Annotated in this window: 8 protein-coding genes; 4 read left to right on the top strand and 4 right to left on the bottom strand. The window is 71.8% G+C overall.

The genetic code is table 11. From position 1 onward, the window contains the following. The first annotated feature begins 240 nt into the window (after positions 1-240). A complete protein-coding gene (locus ACZ79I_RS14350) occupies positions 241-3,012 on the top strand; it encodes an AAA family ATPase (RefSeq protein ID WP_471497549.1) in 2,772 nt (923 codons plus the stop codon). Positions 3,013-3,066: 54 nt separating this feature from the next. Here the strand turns inward: ACZ79I_RS14350 and ddaH are convergent, their stop codons facing one another. From ddaH to ACZ79I_RS14335, 3 genes are all read right to left on the bottom strand, one after another. Then, positions 3,067-3,912 (bottom strand): dimethylargininase, encoded by an 846-nt coding sequence (ddaH, locus tag ACZ79I_RS14345; protein WP_471497547.1) that lies wholly within the window; start codon positions 3,910-3,912, stop codon positions 3,067-3,069. Between the two features lie 127 nt (positions 3,913-4,039). Further along, positions 4,040-4,273 carry an MbtH family protein gene (locus tag ACZ79I_RS14340; protein ID WP_471497545.1) on the bottom strand — a complete coding sequence of 78 codons (234 nt, stop codon included), beginning with the start codon at positions 4,271-4,273 and terminating at the stop codon, positions 4,040-4,042. Positions 4,274-4,331: 58 nt separating this feature from the next. Continuing rightward, complete coding sequence (locus tag ACZ79I_RS14335) at positions 4,332-5,342, bottom strand: ParB/RepB/Spo0J family partition protein (RefSeq protein ID WP_471497543.1); 1,011 nt, start codon at positions 5,340-5,342, stop codon at positions 4,332-4,334. A gap of 610 nt (positions 5,343-5,952) precedes the next feature. On the opposite strand from ACZ79I_RS14335, the gene ACZ79I_RS14330 reads away from it, so the two are divergent. Both ACZ79I_RS14330 and ACZ79I_RS14325 read left to right on the top strand, forming a co-directional pair. Next, complete coding sequence (locus tag ACZ79I_RS14330; protein WP_471497540.1) at positions 5,953-6,921, top strand: ATP-binding cassette domain-containing protein; 969 nt, start codon at positions 5,953-5,955, stop codon at positions 6,919-6,921. Beyond that, positions 6,921-7,691, top strand: a complete 771-nt coding sequence (locus tag ACZ79I_RS14325) for an ABC transporter permease (protein WP_471497537.1) — start codon at positions 6,921-6,923, stop codon at positions 7,689-7,691. Before ACZ79I_RS14330 ends, ACZ79I_RS14325 begins: the two co-directional genes overlap by 1 nt. A gap of 36 nt (positions 7,692-7,727) precedes the next feature. On the opposite strand, the gene ACZ79I_RS14320 is transcribed toward ACZ79I_RS14325, so the two are convergent. Further along, positions 7,728-8,399: a LuxR C-terminal-related transcriptional regulator gene (locus ACZ79I_RS14320; protein WP_471497535.1), complete on the bottom strand. Its 672-nt coding sequence runs from the start codon at positions 8,397-8,399 to the stop codon at positions 7,728-7,730. 837 nt (positions 8,400-9,236) lie between these two features. Between ACZ79I_RS14320 and ACZ79I_RS14315 the strand changes: the two genes are divergently transcribed. Continuing rightward, positions 9,237-18,557 (top strand): amino acid adenylation domain-containing protein, encoded by a 9,321-nt coding sequence (locus ACZ79I_RS14315; protein WP_471497532.1) that lies wholly within the window; start codon positions 9,237-9,239, stop codon positions 18,555-18,557. Positions 18,558-18,586 lie beyond the last annotated feature (29 nt).

Genomic DNA, 18,586 nt, shown 5'->3' with positions numbered 1-18,586 from the left:
CGGCCGGGCTCCGTCCCGAGCAGGCGGCGACGAAGCCCGGCGGCGGGGGCGGCACGGCCCGTGGCACGGGTGGTCGTGGACGGGTGCGGAAGTTGCCAGCCACCAGCCGATCTGACAGGGTCTCGGGCGTATTTCGGATGGTTCCTGAAGCGCTGAGGAAGCCTCGTCCACCAGTTGTCGCGATCTCCTCCCAGGGCGCGGGAACACGGGGGTTCCATCGGGGTGACGGGGGGTTCCAGGATGTGGACGACGACGGGAAGCGACGGCCCGCCTCAAGGTCCCGGGAGCGGGGCGCCGGCGATCGAGCTGGAGCCGACGGACGCGCTCACGTTCCTGCGTGAGCGGCTGACACCGGACAGCGCCGGGCCGGGCCGGCTGATCCTGGTCAGCGGGGGCGTCGCGAGCGGGAAGACGCGGCTGCTCGACGACGTTCTCGACACCGCCGTACGGGAGGGTGTGCGCGCGTTGAGCGCCACCGGCGCCGCGGAGGAGCAGACCGTCGCCGGCGGCGTCGTCGACCAGTTGCTCAGCGGGCCGGACGCGCCCCGGGCCGCGGCGGAGGAGGCCGCGCACCTGATCGAGACCTCCCACGGCGCCGGACGCGGCGAACCCGCCGGCGACCCCGGGACGGCCCGGGCGGCCCCGCCGCTGGAGTGGCGGCTCGCCCGGGTGCTCCTGGAACTGGCCCGGGAGCGCCCGACGGTCATCGTCGTCGACGATGTGCACCTTGCGGACACGGTCTCGGTGCTGCTGCTCCAGCACCTCCAGCGCAGACTCCGCTCGACGAGGCTGACCATCGTGCTCAGCTTCCGCGACGGCCCGCGGACGGCGGCCAGGGGGATGCGGTTCACCCGCCACGCCCATCACCACATCCGGCTCGCCCCCCTGTCCGAACAGGCCGTGCGCGCGATGCTCGACGGCCGCGACGGCCGCGACGGCGACGGACTCCCGTCCCTGATCCACCGGCTCGGCGCCGGCAACCCGCTGCTCGTCCACTCCCTGACGGCCGACTGCGCCGCCACCGGCGACATCGGCAGGGCCGCGACGGCCGACGGGGTGTTCTCCCGCGCCCTGGCCTCCTACCTGGACCGCTGGGACCTGCCCCTGCGTGAGGCGGCCGGCGCCGTCGCGGTCTTCGGTGCGAAAGCGCCCGCCGACGTCGTGGCCGAACTCGCCGGGATCACGACGGCCCTTGCCGAGGAGGCCATCGAGGCGCTGACCGGCTCGGGTCTGATGGCCGACGGCTGGTTCCGGCACCCGGCCGTCGAGTCGGCCGTCCTCCGCGCCCTCCCGGTCGAGGCGCGGAGGACGGCCCACCTGCGCGCGGCGGAGATCGCCTTCCGGCAGGCGGCGCGGCCGAAGGACATCGCGGCCCACCTGATCGCCGCGGGCGCGGCCGAGCCCCGCTGGGCGATCCCGGTGCTGCGCAGGGCCGCCGACCAGGCCGCCGCCGACGGCGAGGCGGACATCGCCGAGCGGTGCCTCGAACTGGCCCTCGCCACCGCGGACACGAGCGAGGACAAGCGTCCGGTCCTCGCCGCACTCGCCCGCCACACCTGGCGGACACGCCCCTCGGCCGGCGCCCTCCACCTCGACGCGCTCCAGGAACTGCCCGCGGACGGTGCCGCACCGGACGAGCGGGCCGAGGCGGCGGCCGCCGCCGCGCGCCGGGCACTGTGGGAGGGCGACGAGGCGGCGTACCGCACGAACCGGCAGACCGTGTCCGACCGGGCCGACGCCCGGACCGAGACGGCGCTCCGGCTGGCCCACGTGTGGTGGTTCGGGCCGGCCGGCGCCGACGCGGCCACGCGGCTCTCCGCGGACGACCCGTGGCGGCTCACCGCGACGGAGCTGTCCAGGATCTGGTCGCAGTCCGGCAACGACGCCTCGACGGCCGCGGCCGAACGGCTTCTGCGCAGCTGCCGACTCGACGACGTGAACCTCGAAGCGCTGATGACCGCGGTGCTGGCGCTGGTCCACGCCAACAGGACGGAGGACGCCGAGACCTGGTGGCGCTCCCTGAAGGCCGAGGCCGACCGCCGCGGCGCGGTGACCTGGCAGGCGGTGCTCACCGGCATGTGGGCCTCGGCGGTGCTCCGCGGCGGCGGCGTCTCCTACGCGGCCGAACTGGCCCGGCACGCGCTCAGCCTGCTCCCGGCCCAGGACTGGGGGGCGGCCGTCGGCGACCCGCTGGCCACCCTGCTCCTCGCCTGGACGGCGGCGGGCGAGTACGACCGCGCCGCCGGCCTGCTGACGCACCAGGTCCCCGACGGCATGTTCCAGACCCTCGCCGGCATCCGGTTCGTACGGGCCCGCGGCCACTACCACCTGGCAACCGGTCAACTGCTGGCGGCGGTGGACGACTTCACCGCCTGCGGCCGGATGCTCGCCGCCCGCGCCGCCGACCTGCCGGTCGTCGCACCGTGGCGGGCGGACCTGGCCGCGGCCCACCTCGCCCTCGGGAACCTCGGCACCGCCCGGGATCTCGCGGCCGAGCAGCTCGGACTGGCCGCCGAGACCGACGCGTACACGCGCGGCCTGGCCCTGCGGGTGCAGGCGCTCGCCGGGGATCCGGGCGACCTGCGCAGGACGCTGCGGCAGGCCGCCGCGACGTTCGCCGACAGCGGCGACCGGTGGGAGGCGCACCGGACGTCACAGATGCTGGACGGGCCCCCGCAGCAGCGCATCGCGGTTCCCGCGCCCCGGACGCCCGTGCCCGACCGGGTGGGGGCGTCCCGGAACCCGGTGTCGGCGGCGGTCGTCTCCAGAGCACTCTCGGCGACCGCGCGCACCGAACCGGAGGCCGACGGCATCGACGCGATCAGCGCGGCGGAGATGCGCGTCGCGGAACTCGCCGCGCTCGGCATGACGAACCAGGAGATCAGCGAGAGCCTGCCCATCACGGTCAGCACCGTCGAGCAGCACCTCACCCGCGTCTACCGCAAACTGCGGATACGGGGCCGGGCCGAACTCGCCGCCCGGCTCCGGGCCGATCACCGGCCTCGGCCGTGACACGCCGGACGGCCGGTCCCGGGGGACCGGCCGTCCGCAGGTGCGCCGTCGTCGTCAGCCCTTGTCGTCCGCGCCGACCGGGGCGTCATGCAGCTCCAGGGTGCAGCACTTGGCGCCACCGCCCGCCTTGAGCAACTCGGTGGTGTCGACACCGATCGGCTCGAAACCGCGCTCCCGCAGCTGGGCCGCCAGCCGGGTCGCCGCCGACGGCAGGATCACGTGCCGGCCGTCCGAGACCGCGTTGAGGGCGAAGAGGCAGGCTTCCTCCTCGGTGGCGGCGATCGCGTCGGGGTACCGGTCCGCGAGCAGTTCACGGCTCTCGGGGGAGAACGCCTGCGGCAGATAGGCGACCTCCTCCTCGTCGAGGACCGCGATCGCCGTGTCCAGGTGGTAGAAGCGCGGATCGACCAGGGACAGGCTCAGCACCTCCCTGCCGAAGAAGTCCCGTACCTCCTCGTGCGATCCGGGGTCGCTGCGGAAGCCCGTGCCGGCGAGGATCAGCTTGCCCGCGGTCAGGAAGTCGCCCTCGCCCTCGTTGGGCACGGTGGCCTGGCACACCTCGCGGTAGCCGTGGCCGCGGAACCAGTCGAGGTAGGCAGGGGCCTCGCCGGCCCGCTCCGGGTGGCGGAACCGGGCCACCAGCGCGCGGCCGTCCGCCGCGATCGCCCCGTTGGCGGCGAACACCATGTCGGGCAGGCCGGGAGCCGGCTCGATCAGCTCGACGGTGTGCCCCAGGTCGGCGAGCACACCGTGCAGTCGCCGCCATTGGGAGACGGCGAGAGCGGTGGAGGTCGGCTGCCCGGGATCCATCCAGGGGTTGATGGAATAGCGGACGTCGAAATAGGTCGGCGCGCACAGCAGGTAATGCCGGCGCCGTGCGGTTCTCGAGAGGCCAGACACTCGTGGTGGCCCTTTCTGCGCCGGGTCGGGCGCGATCGCTGGAGACAGACCGCAGCGCGAACTGCGAACACACCGGAGGCCTGGTTCGTGCCGGGAACGACGAACCAGGCCTCCGGTGCGGGGGGTTTCAGGCGAGGGCGCTGCCGCTATCGGCCTCCATCGCCACCCGCAGGCTCTTGGGCCGCATGTCCGTCCACCGTTTCTCGACGAAGTCCAGGCATTCCGCGCGACCGTCCTCGCCGAACACGACCCGCCATCCGTTGGGGATCTCCGCGAAGGCCGGCCACAGCGAATACTGCTCCTCGTCGTTGATGAGCACAAAGAATCGGCCGGACTCGTCGTCGAATGGGTTCACGCTCATAGTGCCTCTCCGCAAGGGGATGCGATGGTGTCCGGTTAACGGTTGTTGCGGGATCCGCCTATGCGGAAGCTATCTGAATACGCCGGTCCAGGGCCATAGCGAAGCTCTGCCAGTCGTCGGCACGACGGCGCGCCATCTCGGCGACCGCGGGCGCGCAATGGCTGGGAACGGACTCCGCTATCGCCGCCCATTCACCCTCGTTGCTTCCCAGGGCTTCGAGCCAGCGAAGGAGCGTGCGGCCCGATTCGGACATCCGCAGCGAGGGATCGGTGCGCAGGCGGCTGAGTTCGATGGCCGGGGCGCGCCGGGCCACGGCGGTCCGGGCGGGCTGGACGGTGCCCGTGGCGTCCTGGTTCTGACGCTGCTTGGGCGGCACCGGGTCCTCGCCGCGCAGCAGCCGGTTGCGGACGTCCTTGGCGGTGGTGGCGGAGATCTCGGCCAGCCGGGCGACCTCGCGGGTGCTGGCGTTCGGGTTCTGCTGGAACAGCTCGCTCGCGCGCAGCCGGCCCTGCATGGCGTTGAGCGGGTAGCTCTCGTTGTCCCGGCCGATACGGCTGGTCAGCTGGGGGAGCCTGTCACCCTCCCGCCGCCGGATGGCGCCGACGGTCTTGTCGGAGATGCCGACCAGGGCGGCGATCGAGCGGTCCGACCACTCGGGGTGGTAGTTGATGATGCGCAGGGCGGCGTTCTTCCGGTCGGCCAGCGTCAGGGGCAGCCCGTGCGCGCTGTTGAGCCGCACCGACATGATGAAGGCATCGCGGTCGTCCCCGTCGAAGTACCGGACCGCGATGGTCGTGGCGCCCCGGCGCTGCGCCGCGCGCAGCCGGTGCATGCCGTCGATGACCCGCAGAGTGGTGCGGTGCACAAGAATCGGCGGGAGCTCGCTCTCCGTCTCCGACAGCACCTGGATGTGCTCGTCCACCTCCACGAGCCGGGGAGAGTTAGCCGGCAGGAGCGACGCGATCGACACCGTGACGACGTCGCTCTCCCGCTGGTCCCGTACTTCCTTGAGCCGTGCCGTCCCCTTGATTGCGCTCTGTGACAATGAGTTGACGTATGTGACACTCATTTCGCTTTCCCCGTTCTTGGAGCATCGCGGACTCCCGTTTCCCCCCCGGTCGTCTTCATAGGAGTCCCCGACAATCGGTTGTGTGCCGTGGACGCCTGGCGCGTGTTCCATGGACGTCCTGTGAGGGACGCCCTGCAGCGGTGAGTAAAACAGCGCGTCCCGGCCGCCGCGATCCCGCGGGGCTTCGACGATGGGTAGTTGAGCGGTGGGTGGTAGGCGGCGTACGACTTTCGTCGTATTGCTCGGGACCTGTGGAACCGGCCCCACCGCGGGACCGTCCGCAGCCGGCTTCCCGCCTCCGGCGAGGCCGCGCTGACGCGGCATCAACTACCCAGCCCAGCACCGCTGAACCCGGTCGGCCGCGGAATATCCGCATGCGGCCGGCCGCCCTTCCCCGGGGCGGGGCCGGAACGAGACGGTCGCGCACCTCGCGATATTGCTCGACATCCGGAAGCGCCCTACCTTGGCTGCGCTGGTCGACTGACCTGTGGAGGTCGTCCCGTGGGCGCCGAAGGTTGACCGCAGAACTATTGGTGAGCCTATCCGGCGATGCCTTCGCCTGCGCGCTCGAAGTCCATCCAGCGTCCGTCGATGAGAAGATGAGGGCTAAATGACAATCGCGCCATCAGCCAACGCGATCGAGGTGGTCCAGCTAAGGAAGTCGTTCGGCGCGCAGACGGTGCTCGACGGCATCGACTTCGAGGTTCCCGCCGGCACCGTCTTCTCCCTCCTGGGCCCCAACGGCGCCGGAAAGACGACGACCGTCCAGATCCTGACCACGCTCATCGGCGCGGACGCCGGCCAGGTGCGGGTCGCGGGCCACGACCTGGTCAAGGAGCCCCGCGCGGTCCGGGCGGCGATCGGCGTCACCGGCCAGTTCTCTGCGGTCGACAAACTGCTCACCGGTGAGGAGAACCTCCTGCTGATGGCCGACCTGGCCCATCTGGGCAAGGGGGAGGGCCGGGCGCGCACGGCCGAACTGCTGGAGCGCTTCGACCTGGCGGACGCCGCGAAGAAGGCCGCCTCGCACTACTCCGGTGGCATGAAGCGCCGGCTCGACCTGGCGATGAGCCTCATGGGACGGCCTCAGATCATCTTCCTCGACGAGCCGACGACCGGCCTCGACCCGCGCAGCCGGCGCACGATGTGGCAGCTCGTGTCCGAGCTGGTCGCGGAGGGGACCACGATCTTCCTGACCACGCAGATGCTGGACGAGGCCGACCACATGGCCCACCGGATCGCGTTGCTGGACGGGGGCAAGCTGGTCGCGGAGGGGACCCCGGAAGAGCTGAAGCGGCGGGTGCCGGGCGGCTATGTGACGCTGACGTTCGCCGACCCCGAGAGCCTGAACGCCGCGATCGGCATCCTCGGCGAGGTGAAGAGCGACCGCGACCAGCTCTCGGTGGACGTGTCCAGCGACGGCAGCGTCGCGTCGATCAAGCGTCTCCTGGACAAGTTCGGTGGCCAGTCCATCGCCGTGGAGAACCTCTCCATCCATTCCCCCGATCTCGACGACGTCTTCTTCGCTCTCACCGGCCGCGCCGCCGACGGAGCCGACGCACAGAAAGCGACCATCTGATGAGCGCCATCGCCTACGCGGTGTCCGATTCGACGACCATGATCCGCCGGGTGCTCCGGCACACACGGCGCAACCCGTCGACCCTGCTGATGTCGATCACGCTGCCGCTCGTCCTGCTGTGCCTGATGAACTACGCGTTCGGCGGGGCGCTGAACGTCGGCGGGGGCAGGTACATCGACTACCTGATCCCCGGCATCGTGGTGATGGGCGCCGCGTACTCGTGCAGCGCCACCGCCGTCGCCGTGAGCACCGACATGAGCGAGGGCATCATCGACCGGTTCCGGACGCTGGCGATATCCCGGGGGTCGGTCCTCACCGGGCATGTCGTCGGCAACACGATCCGTACCGGATTCGGTGTGGTGGTGGTCGTGCTGGCCGGCCTGGCCATGGGTTTCAGGCCCAGCGGCAGCCCGCTCCGGTGGCTGGCCGCGGCCGGCATCGTGGTGCTGATGCTGGTCGCGATCTCATGGCTGGCGACTGCGATGGGGCTCGCTGCGGCGAACACGTCGTCCGCAGCGAGCATGGCGTCGCTGGTCTCTCTCCTGCCGTTCCTGTCGGGTGCCTTCGCGCCGGTCGACGGCATGCCCGGCTGGCTGCTGGCGTTCGCCAGGAACGAGCCGATCACGCACATCATCTACGCCCTGCGGAACCTGGTGACCGACGCCCCCGTGGGGGACCACGGCTGGCTGTCCGTGGTGTGGTGCGTCGGCATCGCTCTGGCCGGCTACCTGTGGGCGCGGTCGGTCTTCGGCAAGAAGACCGTGCGGTAGGGACTCGCGGCCGGCCGGCCGGGCGCCGTCGCCGGGTCAGTGCAGGAAGGGCCAGTTCTCGATGCCGTCGAGCAGGCCGAGCGCGATGGCCCGGTTGACGGCGTCGAGCCGGGACCGTGCCTTGAACTTGGCGAAGATGTTGGTCAGATGCCGCTTGACGGTGGCCTCGCTGACGTAGAGCTTCGTGGCTATCTGGGAATTCGTCATCGCCAGGCTGACCAGCCGCAGGATCTCGATCTCACGGTTCGTCAGCGGGGCGGTCGGCCGCTTGTCGTCCTCGCCGGCGAGCACGGCCTGCCGTGGGACGCGTACGGCGACCATCCGGCTGTTGGCGGCCACCAGCCGCAGTTCCGAGCACAGTTCGCGTGCGCCGATGTTCTTCGACAGATAGGCGGCCGCGCCGGCGGTCACCAGACTCTGTATCAGGTCGTTGTCGGTATGGGCGGAGAGGATGACGACCTGGGTGCAGGAGGAGTCCTTGGCGATCTGACGGATCGTCATGACAGGGCTCGGGCCGTACCTCTGCACACCCAGCAGCAGGATGTTCGGCCGGTACCGGGTCACCATGGACACCGCCTCGTGGGACCCGCCCTCGGCCAGCACCCGCAGGCCCTGCTCGGCGGAGAGGATCACGCGGACGCCCTCCCGGAACAGCCGGTGGTCGTCGGCAAGCACTATGCGTATGTCGCTATGCGGCTCCTGGGTCATTCCGCCCGTCCCGGTGTCTCGGTCCTGCGGTGTTCCGCGCATTCGGCGCGTACCCCGTTTCGGCGGAACGGGCGGCGCGCTGGGTCGAAGTCGGCGTGACGGGTATATGCACGATTTGTGACCGCAAGGTCTGCTCTGAGCGTAAGCGAGTGCTCACACATCGCTATTCCCCCGTGGTGAATTACGTCGATGCTGCGTGCTGGTGACGATGTTCAGATGTGGTCGCTTTGGTCGGTCGCTCGCCGTCCCGTCGGAGCGCGAGGTCGTCAAATCCTACAGCGACGGCTGAAAATCGACCGGGTGTCTGCATTGATTGGGGCAGGGGGAACGTTTCCGCAGATCAGACCCGCTTTCCGGAAGTGCGTGGCGGGGGCCGGAGCGCCTCCGTCGGACCCCGGTTCACCGTTCGCCCTCGCCACGTCCCCGGCGGCGCTCGCGGCTCCCGGGGCCGGTCGGCTTGCGAGTGCAGACAACCGCCGGTTGTGCCCGCTAATCTCCCGAACCGAATGTCCGAGACCGGCACTCCGGTGCGGTCGATTGGCGGCTCGTGCACGGAAGACAAGTACCGGGCCGCTGATTCGGAAATCGCTGATTGATATGCGCGTCCAGGCGGCTGCACTGCGATGGACGGCGACTTCGGCATGGTGCCGAACGTTGTCGTCGGCACTGTTCCGCTGAATTCCGACGGTGGCTCGGCCGGCACACCGGACGACCGTCAGAGCGGTGCCGCGGAGGTCGAGGACGCCGTCGCCGCGGTGCCGCGGATCCGCAGGTCTTGGTCGAGGCGATCGATGCGTTGCCCGATGACACGGTGCAACCAGGAACGGAGCTGTTGTCGTGACCTCATCTTCCGCGGACGCGAGTGCGCCGGCGCAGCAGTTGGCCTACTGGCGGGGCGAACTGGGCGGCACGGCGCAGCCGATCGAGCTGCCGGCCGACCGTCCGCGGCCTGCGGTGGCGAGCTTCCGCGGCGGCATGGCCGACTTCGGGCTGCGGCCGGAGCTGTTCGCCGCGGTGGAGAAGCTGGCGCTGAGCCGTGGTGCGACGGTGTCGATGGTGCTGCAATCGGTGTTCGCGGTGCTGCTGTCCCGTCTGGGGGCCGGCGAGGACGTGGCGATCGGCTCGCCGGTCCGTGAACGGGCCGACGGCACCGACGAGGGGACCTGGGTGCTGCGGGCGGACCTGTCGGGGAACCCGTCGTTCGGCACGGTCCTGGACCGGGTCCGGGACAAGGCACTGATGGCGTACCGGAACCAGGACGTGCCCTTCGAGCGGGTGGTGGAGTCGCTGAGCCCCGACCACCGGGCGGCCTGGCACCCGCTGTTCCAGGTGATGTTCGTCCTCAAGGACATCGGCGAGCCCGCACCGCCCGCCCAGCCCTTCCGGCTCGACCTGAAACTGACGATGAACGAGGTGCGGTCGCCGTCGGACGACCGGACGCTGGCCGGCCACCTGGAGTACGCGGTCGACCTGTTCGACCGGGAGACCGCCGAGGAACTCGCCGAGCGGTTCGTGCGGGTGCTGGAGCAGGTGATCGCGGACCCGGCGCTGCCCGTGCTGGTCGTCGACGTGCTGCTGCCGTTCGAGCGGGACCACCTCGTGCCGTCGGCCGCCGCCCCGGCCGTCACCGCGGAGCCCACGGACCCCGCACCGGCCGTCGTGGAGGGTGCCGGGTCGACGGTGGTGTCGTCGGTGGCTCGGCGGGTGGCGGTGTCGCCGGGTGCGGTGGCGGTGGTGTGCGGGGATGCGGAGCTGACGTATCGCGAGCTGGATGCGCGGGCGTCGGTGCTGGCGCGTCGGCTGGTGGCGGCGGGTGTGGGTCCCGATGTGGTGGTGGGTGTGGCGCTGCCGCGGTCGGTGGATCTGGTGGTGGGTCTGCTGGCGGTGTGGCGTGCGGGCGGTGCGTATCTGCCGATCGATCCGCGGTATCCGAGCGCGCGGCTGGACGCCGTGCTCGCCGACGCGAGACCCGCCCTCGTCCTGGTGGACCGCACGACGGAGCATGTGGTGCCGGCGGATGTGCCGCGCTTGTTCGTCGATGTCTCCGAGCCCCCGGCCGCCGGCGTCGTGGCGGCGGGCTGCCGGCCGGAGAACCTGGCGTATGTGATGTACACGTCGGGGTCGACGGGTGAGCCGAAGGGTGTGGGGATCACGCAGCGGAATGTCGTTGCGGCGATCGGTGAGCTGGCGGCCCGGGTGGGTGTGGGTGCGGGGTCGCGGGTGCTGGCGTCGACGTCGGTGGCGTTCGATGTGTCGGTGTTCGAGATCTTCGCGACGTTGGCGAGTGGTGGGTGCGTCGAGGTCGTTCGCGATGTCCTGGTGCTGGGTGAGCGGGAGTCGTGGTCGGGTTCGGTGGTGTCGACGGTTCCGTCGGTGTTCGCGGAGTTGCTGGACCGGATCGCCGGCCGGGTGCGGGTGGAGACGTTGGTGTTCGCCGGTGAGGCGTTGCCGATGTCGTTGGTGAACCGGGTGCGTGAGGTGTGGCCGGCGGTCCGGGTGGTGAACTCCTTCGGCCAGTCGGAGACGTTCTACGACTCGGTGTTCGAGGTCCCTGGCGGGGTGCACGCGGACGGTCCGGTCCCCATCGGCAGTGCGCTGGACGGTGCCCGTATGCACGTCCTCGGCCCCGGCCTGCGCCCCGTGCCGGTGGGCGTGGCCGGCGAGCTGTACGTCGGGGGCGGGGTGGTGGGGCGTGGCTACCGGGGCCGTGCGCAGCTGACGGCGTCGCGGTTCGTGGCCGACCCGTTCTCCGACGAGCCGGGCGCGCGTCTGTACCGCACGGGTGACCTGGTGCGCTGGCTGCCCCCCGAGCCGGGCCGCGACGGCGCCCCCGTGCTGGAGTACGTGGGCCGTGCCGACGTACAGGTGAAGGTGCGCGGCATCCGCATCGAACCCGGCGAGATCGAAGCCGTCCTGCTCGCCCACCCGGCCGTGGGCCAGGCCGTCGTGGTCGCACACGGCACCGATGCCGCCAGGCAACTGGTGGCCTACGTCGTCCCGGCCCGCACCGCCGACCAGGGCCCCGCCGCGGTCGACCCCGACGAACTCCGCGGCCACGCAACCGCGCGGCTGCCCGAGTTCATGGTGCCGGCCATCACCATGGTGCTGGACCACTTCCCGCTGACCCCCAACGGCAAGCTGGACCGCAAGGCCCTGCCGGCGCCCGAAGCCGCCGCCCGTCCCTACCGCGCGCCCCGCACCCCACGGGAGCAGATCCTCGCGGAGATCTTCGCCGACGTACTGGGCCTTGAACGGGTCGGCATCGACGACGACTTCTTCGCGCTCGGCGGCGAATCGCTGCGCGCCACCCGGCTGATGGCGCGCGTCCGCGCCGCCCTGGACGCCGAGTTCCCCATCGCCGCGGTCTTCGAGTCCCCGACCGTGGCCGGCCTCGCCCCCCGGCTCACCGCGGGCAGCTCACGGCCGCCGCTGGTCCCCGTGCAGCGCCCGGAGCAGGTGCCGCTCTCCTACGCCCAGCAGCGGCTGTGGTTCATCCACCAGTACGAGGGCCGGTCGGCCACCTACAACATCCCCCTCGCGGTACGGCTCTCCGGCGACGTGGACCGCACGGTCCTGGAGGCTGCCGTCACCGACGTCATCGCCCGGCACGAGAGCCTGCGGACGCTGTTCGTCGCCGACGCCTCCGGCATCGGCCACCAGCGGATCCTGCCGCCCGACCAGGTGGTGTTCGAGCTGCCGCAGATCGAAGTCGCCGCGGCCGACCGTGAGGCGGCCGTCACCGAGGTCGTACGGCACCACTTCGACCTGGCCACGCAGATCCCGATCCACGGCCGCCTGCTGCGCATCGCGGAGGACGGCCCCGGCCCGGACCGCCCCACCCATCTGCTGGTGATGGTCGTGCACCACATCGCGGGCGACGGCGGCTCGATGGGGACGTTCGCGCGTGACATCGCCGCGGCCGCCCAGGCCCGCCAGGCCGGTCTGGAGCCCGACTGGGCCCCGCTGCCCGTGCAGTACGCGGACTACGCCCTGTGGCAGCGCATGCTGCTGGGCGACGAGTCCGACCCCGGCAGCCTCGTCGCACGTCAGCTGGAGTACTGGCGCCGCGAACTCGCGGACATCGTCCAGCCGATGATGCTGCCGGCCGACCGTCCGCGGCCTGCGGTGGCGAGCTTCCGCGGCGGCATGGTCGACTTCGAGCTGCGGCCGGAGCTGTTCGCCGCCGTGGAGAAGCTGGCGCTGAGCCGTGGCGCGACGGTGTCGATGGTGCTGCAGTCGGCGTTCGCGGTGCTGCTGTCCCGTCTGGGGGCCGGCGAGGACGTGGCGATCGGCTCGCCGATCGCGGGCCGGACCGACGCGGCGCTCGCGGACCTGATCGGTTTCTTCGTCAACACCTGGGTGCTGCGGGCCGACCTGTCCGGGAACCCGTCGTTCACCACGGTCCTGGACCGGGTCCGGGGCAAGGCGCTGGCCGCGTACGAGAACCAGGACCTCCCCTTCGAGCGGCTGGTCGAGCTGCTCAATCCCGAACGGTCCCGGGCCTACCATCCCCTGTTCCAGGCGATGTTCGTCCTGCAGGACGCCAGCTGGGTCGATCCGGCCAGCTCCGAGTCCGGCTGGGCACTGGACTCCGCCGTCACCGGAACGTCCAAGTTCGACCTCATGATGACGATGAACGAGGTGCGGTCGCCGTCGGACGACCGGACGCTGGCCGGCCACCTGGAGTACGCGGTCGACCTGTTCGACCGGGAGACCGCCGAGGAACTCGCCGAGCGGTTCGTGCGGGTGCTGGAGCAGGCGATCGCCGACCCGGCGCTGCCCGTGGTCATGGTCGACGTGCGACTGCCCTCGGAACGCGACCGCCCGGCCCCCGCCTCCCGCACCGCACCGGCCGCTGTCGAGGGTGCCGGGTCGACGGTGGTGTCGTTGGTGGCTCGGCGGGTGGCGGTGTCGCCGGGTGCGGTGGCGGTGGTGTGCGGGGATGCGGAGCTGACGTATCGCGAGCTGGATGCGCGGGCGTCGGTGCTGGCGCGTCGGCTGGTGGCGGCGGGTGTGGGTCCCGATGTGGTGGTGGGTGTGGCGCTGCCGCGGTCGGTGGATCTGGTGGTGGGTCTGCTGGCGGTGTGGCGTGCGGGCGGTGCGTATCTGCCGATCGATCCGCGGTATCCGAGCGCGCGGCTGGACGCCGTGCTCGCCGACGCGAGACCCGCCCTCGTCCTGGTCGACGCCTCCACGGAACACCTGGTCCCGGACGGCGTACCCCGGCTGTACACGGACGCGGGGGACGGCCTCGGCGAGGGAGCCCCGCTGCCCGGCCCGCGGCCGGAGAACCTGGCGTATGTGATGTACACGTCGGGGTCGACGGGTGAGCCGAAGGGTGTGGGGATCACGCAGCGGAATGTCGTTGCGGCGATCGGTGAGCTGGCGGCCCGGGTGGGTGTGGGTGCGGGGTCGCGGGTGCTGGCGTCGACGTCGGTGGCGTTCGATGTGTCGGTGTTCGAGATCTTCGCGACGTTGGCGAGTGGTGGGTGCGTCGAGGTCGTTCGCGATGTCCTGGTGCTGGGTGAGCGGGAGTCGTGGTCGGGTTCGGTGGTGTCGACGGTTCCGTCGGTGTTCGCGGAGTTGCTGGACCGGATCGCCGGCCGGGTGCGGGTGGAGACGTTGGTGTTCGCCGGTGAGGCGTTGCCGATGTCGTTGGTGAACCGGGTGCGTGAGGTGTGGCCGGCGGTCCGGGTGGTGAACTCCTTCGGCCAGTCGGAGACGTTCTACGACTCGGTGTTCGAGGTTCCCGGCGGGGTGCACGCGGACGGTCCGGTCCCCATCGGCAGTGCGCTGGAGGGTGTCCGTATGCACGTCCTCGGCCCCGGCCTGGTACCGAACCCCGTCGGCGTGGCCGGCGAACTCTACGTCGGGGGCGGGGTGGTGGGGCGTGGCTACCGGGGCCGTGCGCAGCTGACGGCGTCGCGGTTCGTGGCCGACCCGTTCTCCGACGAGCCGGGCGCGCGTCTGTACCGCACGGGTGACCTGGTGCGCCGGCTGCCTCCCGAGCCGGGCCGCGACGGCACCCCCGTGCTGGAGTACGTGGGCCGTGCCGACGTACAGGTGAAGGTACGCGGCATCCGCATCGAACCCGGCGAGATCGAAGCCGTCCTGCTGTCGCACCCCATGGTGTCGGCGGCCAGTGTCATCGTGCTCGACACCGACCACGGCAAGCGGCTCGTCGGGTACGTCGTCCCGCTCCGCGCCGCGGGCAGCGCCGGCCACGCCTCGTCCGGGGCCAGCATCGACGTCGCCTTCGACACCGCCCCGCTCGACCCGCGCGGACTGCGCCAGTACGCGGCCGGCCGGCTCCCGGAGTTCATGGTGCCGGCGGTCGTCATGGTGCTGGACCGGATGCCGCTCACCCCCAACGGCAAACTGGACCGCGCGGCACTGCCCGCCCCCGTCTTCGAGAGCACCGGATACCGCGCGCCCCAGACCCCCGCCGAGGCCGCACTCGCCGCCATCTACGCGGACGTACTCGGTGTGGAACGGGTCGGCGTCGACGACGACTTCTTCACCATCGGCGGCGACAGCATCCGCTCCATCCAGGTGGTGGCCCGGGCCCGCGCCGCCGGCCTGGACATCACCGCACAGGACGTGTTCGCGCACGGCAGCGTCACGGAACTGGCCGCCGTCGCCGGGCAGGCCGTCGACCGCCCGGTCCTGGACGAACTCGAAGGCGGCGGCGTCGGCCGGATGCCGCTGCTGCCCATCGCCCGGTTCCTCACCGAGTCCGGACCCCACACCTCCCGCTACACCCAGGCCCTGGTGCTCGAACTGCCCCTCGGCATCGACCCCGTCGGGCTCGCCGTGACGCTGGACGCCGTCCTCGACCGGCACGACATGCTGCGCGCCCGCCTCGTCAGCGACGCCGACGGCCGCACGGAACTCCAGACCCGCGCACCCGGCACCGTCAGGGCCGCCGGGCTGATCCACCGGATCGAGATGTCCGGCGACCCCGCCGACCCCGCCGCACGGGAGACCGTCCGCCGGGAGTTCGACGCCGCCGCCGGCCGGCTGGACCCGGCCGCCGGTGTGCTGCTGCAGTGCGTGTGGTTCGACCACGGCCCAAGCCGGCGGGGCCGGCTCGCGGTCGTCGCGCACCACCTCGCGGTCGACGGCGTGTCCTGGCAGATCCTGGTGACCGACGTCAACACCGCCTGGCAGCGGATACGGCTGGGCCGCACCCCCGCACTGGAGCCGGTCGGCACCTCGGCGCGGCGCTGGTCCCACGCCCTGCGCGACGAGGCCGTGTCCACGGCCCGCACCGCGGAGCTGCCGTACTGGCTGGAGACCGTCCAGGGCCCCGACCCGCTGCTCGGCGACCGCGCCCTCGACCCCGCCGTCGACGTCGTGTCGACGGTCGAGCAGGTGCGGGTCACCCTGCCCGCCACCGAGACCGAAGCGGTGCTGACGACACTGCCCGCCCGGTTCCGCTCCGGCGCCAACGACGGCCTGCTGACCGCGCTCGCGCTGGCCGTCGCCACATGGCGCAGCCGCCGCGACGTGACCGAATCCACCACGCTGCTGCGCCTGGAAGGCCACGGCCGCGAGGAATCGGTCGTCGCCGGCGCCGAACTCTCCCGGACCGTCGGCTGGTTCGCCACCCTGTTCCCGGTCCGGCTCGACGTCGACGGCATCGACCTCGATGACGCACTGCGCGGCGGACCCGCCGCGGGCCGTGCCATCAAGCAGGTCAAGGAACAACTCCTGGCCGTCCCCGGCAAGGGCATCGGCTACGGACTCCTGCGCCACCTCAACCCCGAGACGGGCCCACGGCTCGCCGCGCACCCGACCGGGCAGATCGCGTTCAACTACCTCGGACACGTCACCGGCACCGCGACGGACCGGCGCCGCGGCGGCGCGGCATGGCAGGTGGTGGCCGACGGCGACGAACTCGCCCCGGCACTCGACGCGGACATGCCCGTCTCGGCCACCGTGGACATCGGCGCCGCCGTCACCGACGCGGCCGACGGCCCGGCACTGCGCGCGACCTTCGGCTTCCCGGCCGGCGCGATCAGCCGCGACGCGGTCCAGGAACTGGCCGACCTCTGGATCGAGGCGCTCACCGGACTGGCGCGGCACGCCGCCCGGCCGGAGGCCGGCGGGCTCACCCCCTCCGACGTCCCGCTGGTCGCGCTGCGGCAGCCGGAGCTGGACGAACTGGAGCGCACCCAGCCCGGCCTGGCCGACGTATGGCCCGTGACCCCCATGCAGGCGGGTCTGCTGTTCCACGCGAGCCTGTCCAACCCGGGCACGGACGTCTACCACGTCCAGTACGTCCTCCACCTCAAGGGCGCCGTCGACGCGACCCGCCTGCGGGCGGCGGGACAGACCCTCCTGGACCGGCACCCGAACCTGCGCGCCGGATTCGTGACCAGCTCCGGCACCACCCTGTCGGTGATCCGCAAGACCGTCGAACTGCCCTGGCGGGAGAACGACCTGTCCACCGTCGACGACACCGAGCGCGCCGCCTCCTTCGAGCGGCTGCTCCAGGCGGACCGCGACGCCGGATTCGACATGGCCGTACCCCCCATGCTCCGCCTGATGCTGGTCAGGACGGGACACGAGCAGTACGAACTCGTCCTCACCGCCCACCATGTGCTCTTCGACGGCTGGTCGCTGCCGCTGCTCCTGCGCGATCTGCTGTGGGTGTACGCCTCCGGCAACGACGACGAACTGCCGCGGGTGCCCGGCTACCGCACCTTCCTGGCATGGCTGGGGACCCAGGACCGGCAGGAGTCGCTGCGCGCCTGGGAGAACGAACTGACGGGCGTCACCGAGCCGACCCTCCTGGCCGGCCCGGCAAGCCGGACCGGCGACGGTGTCGAGGAGTTCGAGCAGATCGACGTCCCGTTGCCCGTGGACACCGCCCGCCTCCTCACCCGCCGCGCCGCCGACCTGGGCGTCACGATGAACACGGTCGTCCAGGGCGCCTGGGCACTCATCCTCGCCACCCTCACCGGACGCACGGACGTGATCTTCGGCGCGACCGTGTCGGGCCGCCCGGCCGACGTCCCCGACGTGGACGCCATGCTGGGCCTGTTCATCAACACCGTCCCGGTCCGGGTCGACTGCGCACCCGGGCTGACCCTCGCCGAGTACCTCTCCGGCCTGCAGGCCCGCCAGGTGGCGATGCTCAGCCACCAGTACATCGGCCTGACGGAGATCTACGAGACCACCGGCCTGCGGTCACTGTTCGACACCCTGCTGAGCTTCGACTCCTACCCGGTCGACCAGGCGGGCCTCGTCCAGGCCAACCTGGAGACCGGCATGACCGTCAGCGGCCTGCGCACGATCGCCGCCAACAACTTCCCGATGGCGGTCGTCGCCGCCGCCGACCCGGACCTCCGGGTACTGCTGAAGTTCCGCACGGACCGGTTCCCCCGGCCGATCGTGGAGTACATCGCGGCCCAACTGGTCCGCGTCTTGGGGGCACTGGCCGACGACCCCCGGACCCGCCTGGGCGCGATCGACCTGCTCGCCCCGGACGAACGGTCGCGGGCCCTCCAGCCGCTCGCGCAGATGCCGCTCCTGCCGGCCCTCCCGGACTCCCCCCACCCGGCCGTCACCACGGGCCCCCTCCGGTCCGGCGACATCGCCGCCGCCGGCTCGGCCGTCGTCCTCGGCCCCGGCCTGCAGCCGGTCCCGGTCGGCGCGGTCGGCGAACTCTACGTCACCGGCGGCCCCGACGCCCCACCACACCTGGACCAGCCCGCCACGACGGCCACGCACCTCATCGCGGACCCCGTCTCCGGCACCCCCGGCGCCCGGCTCTACCGGACCGGCCACCTGGTGCGCCGCGTCGCCAACGGCCTCGAACACATCGAGCAGCCGGCCGCCGACGGCACCGGGCAGACCTCCTCCAGGCCGTACCGGGCGCCCGGCAACCCCGGCGAGGAGACCCTGGCCGGACTGTTCGCCGAGGTGCTCGGCCTCGAACGGGTCGGTGTCGACGACGACTTCTTCGAACTCGGCGGGCACTCGCTGCGCGCCACCTGGCTGGTCAGCCGGATCCGCTCCGTTGTCGGCGTCACCGTCACGATGCGGACCATCTTCGAGAACCCGACGGTCGCACAGCTGGAACCCGTACTGCGGACCTCGGCGGCCTCCGCCCGTCCCAAGCTGCGGCGCATGAGGGAGAGGGAGGGATAGACGTGGTGTCTGCCCGAGGCTACGAACGG

Source organism: Streptomyces sp. PSU-S4-23 (assembly GCF_055632315.1).
This window is presented reverse-complemented; position numbering and strand designations above follow the sequence as displayed.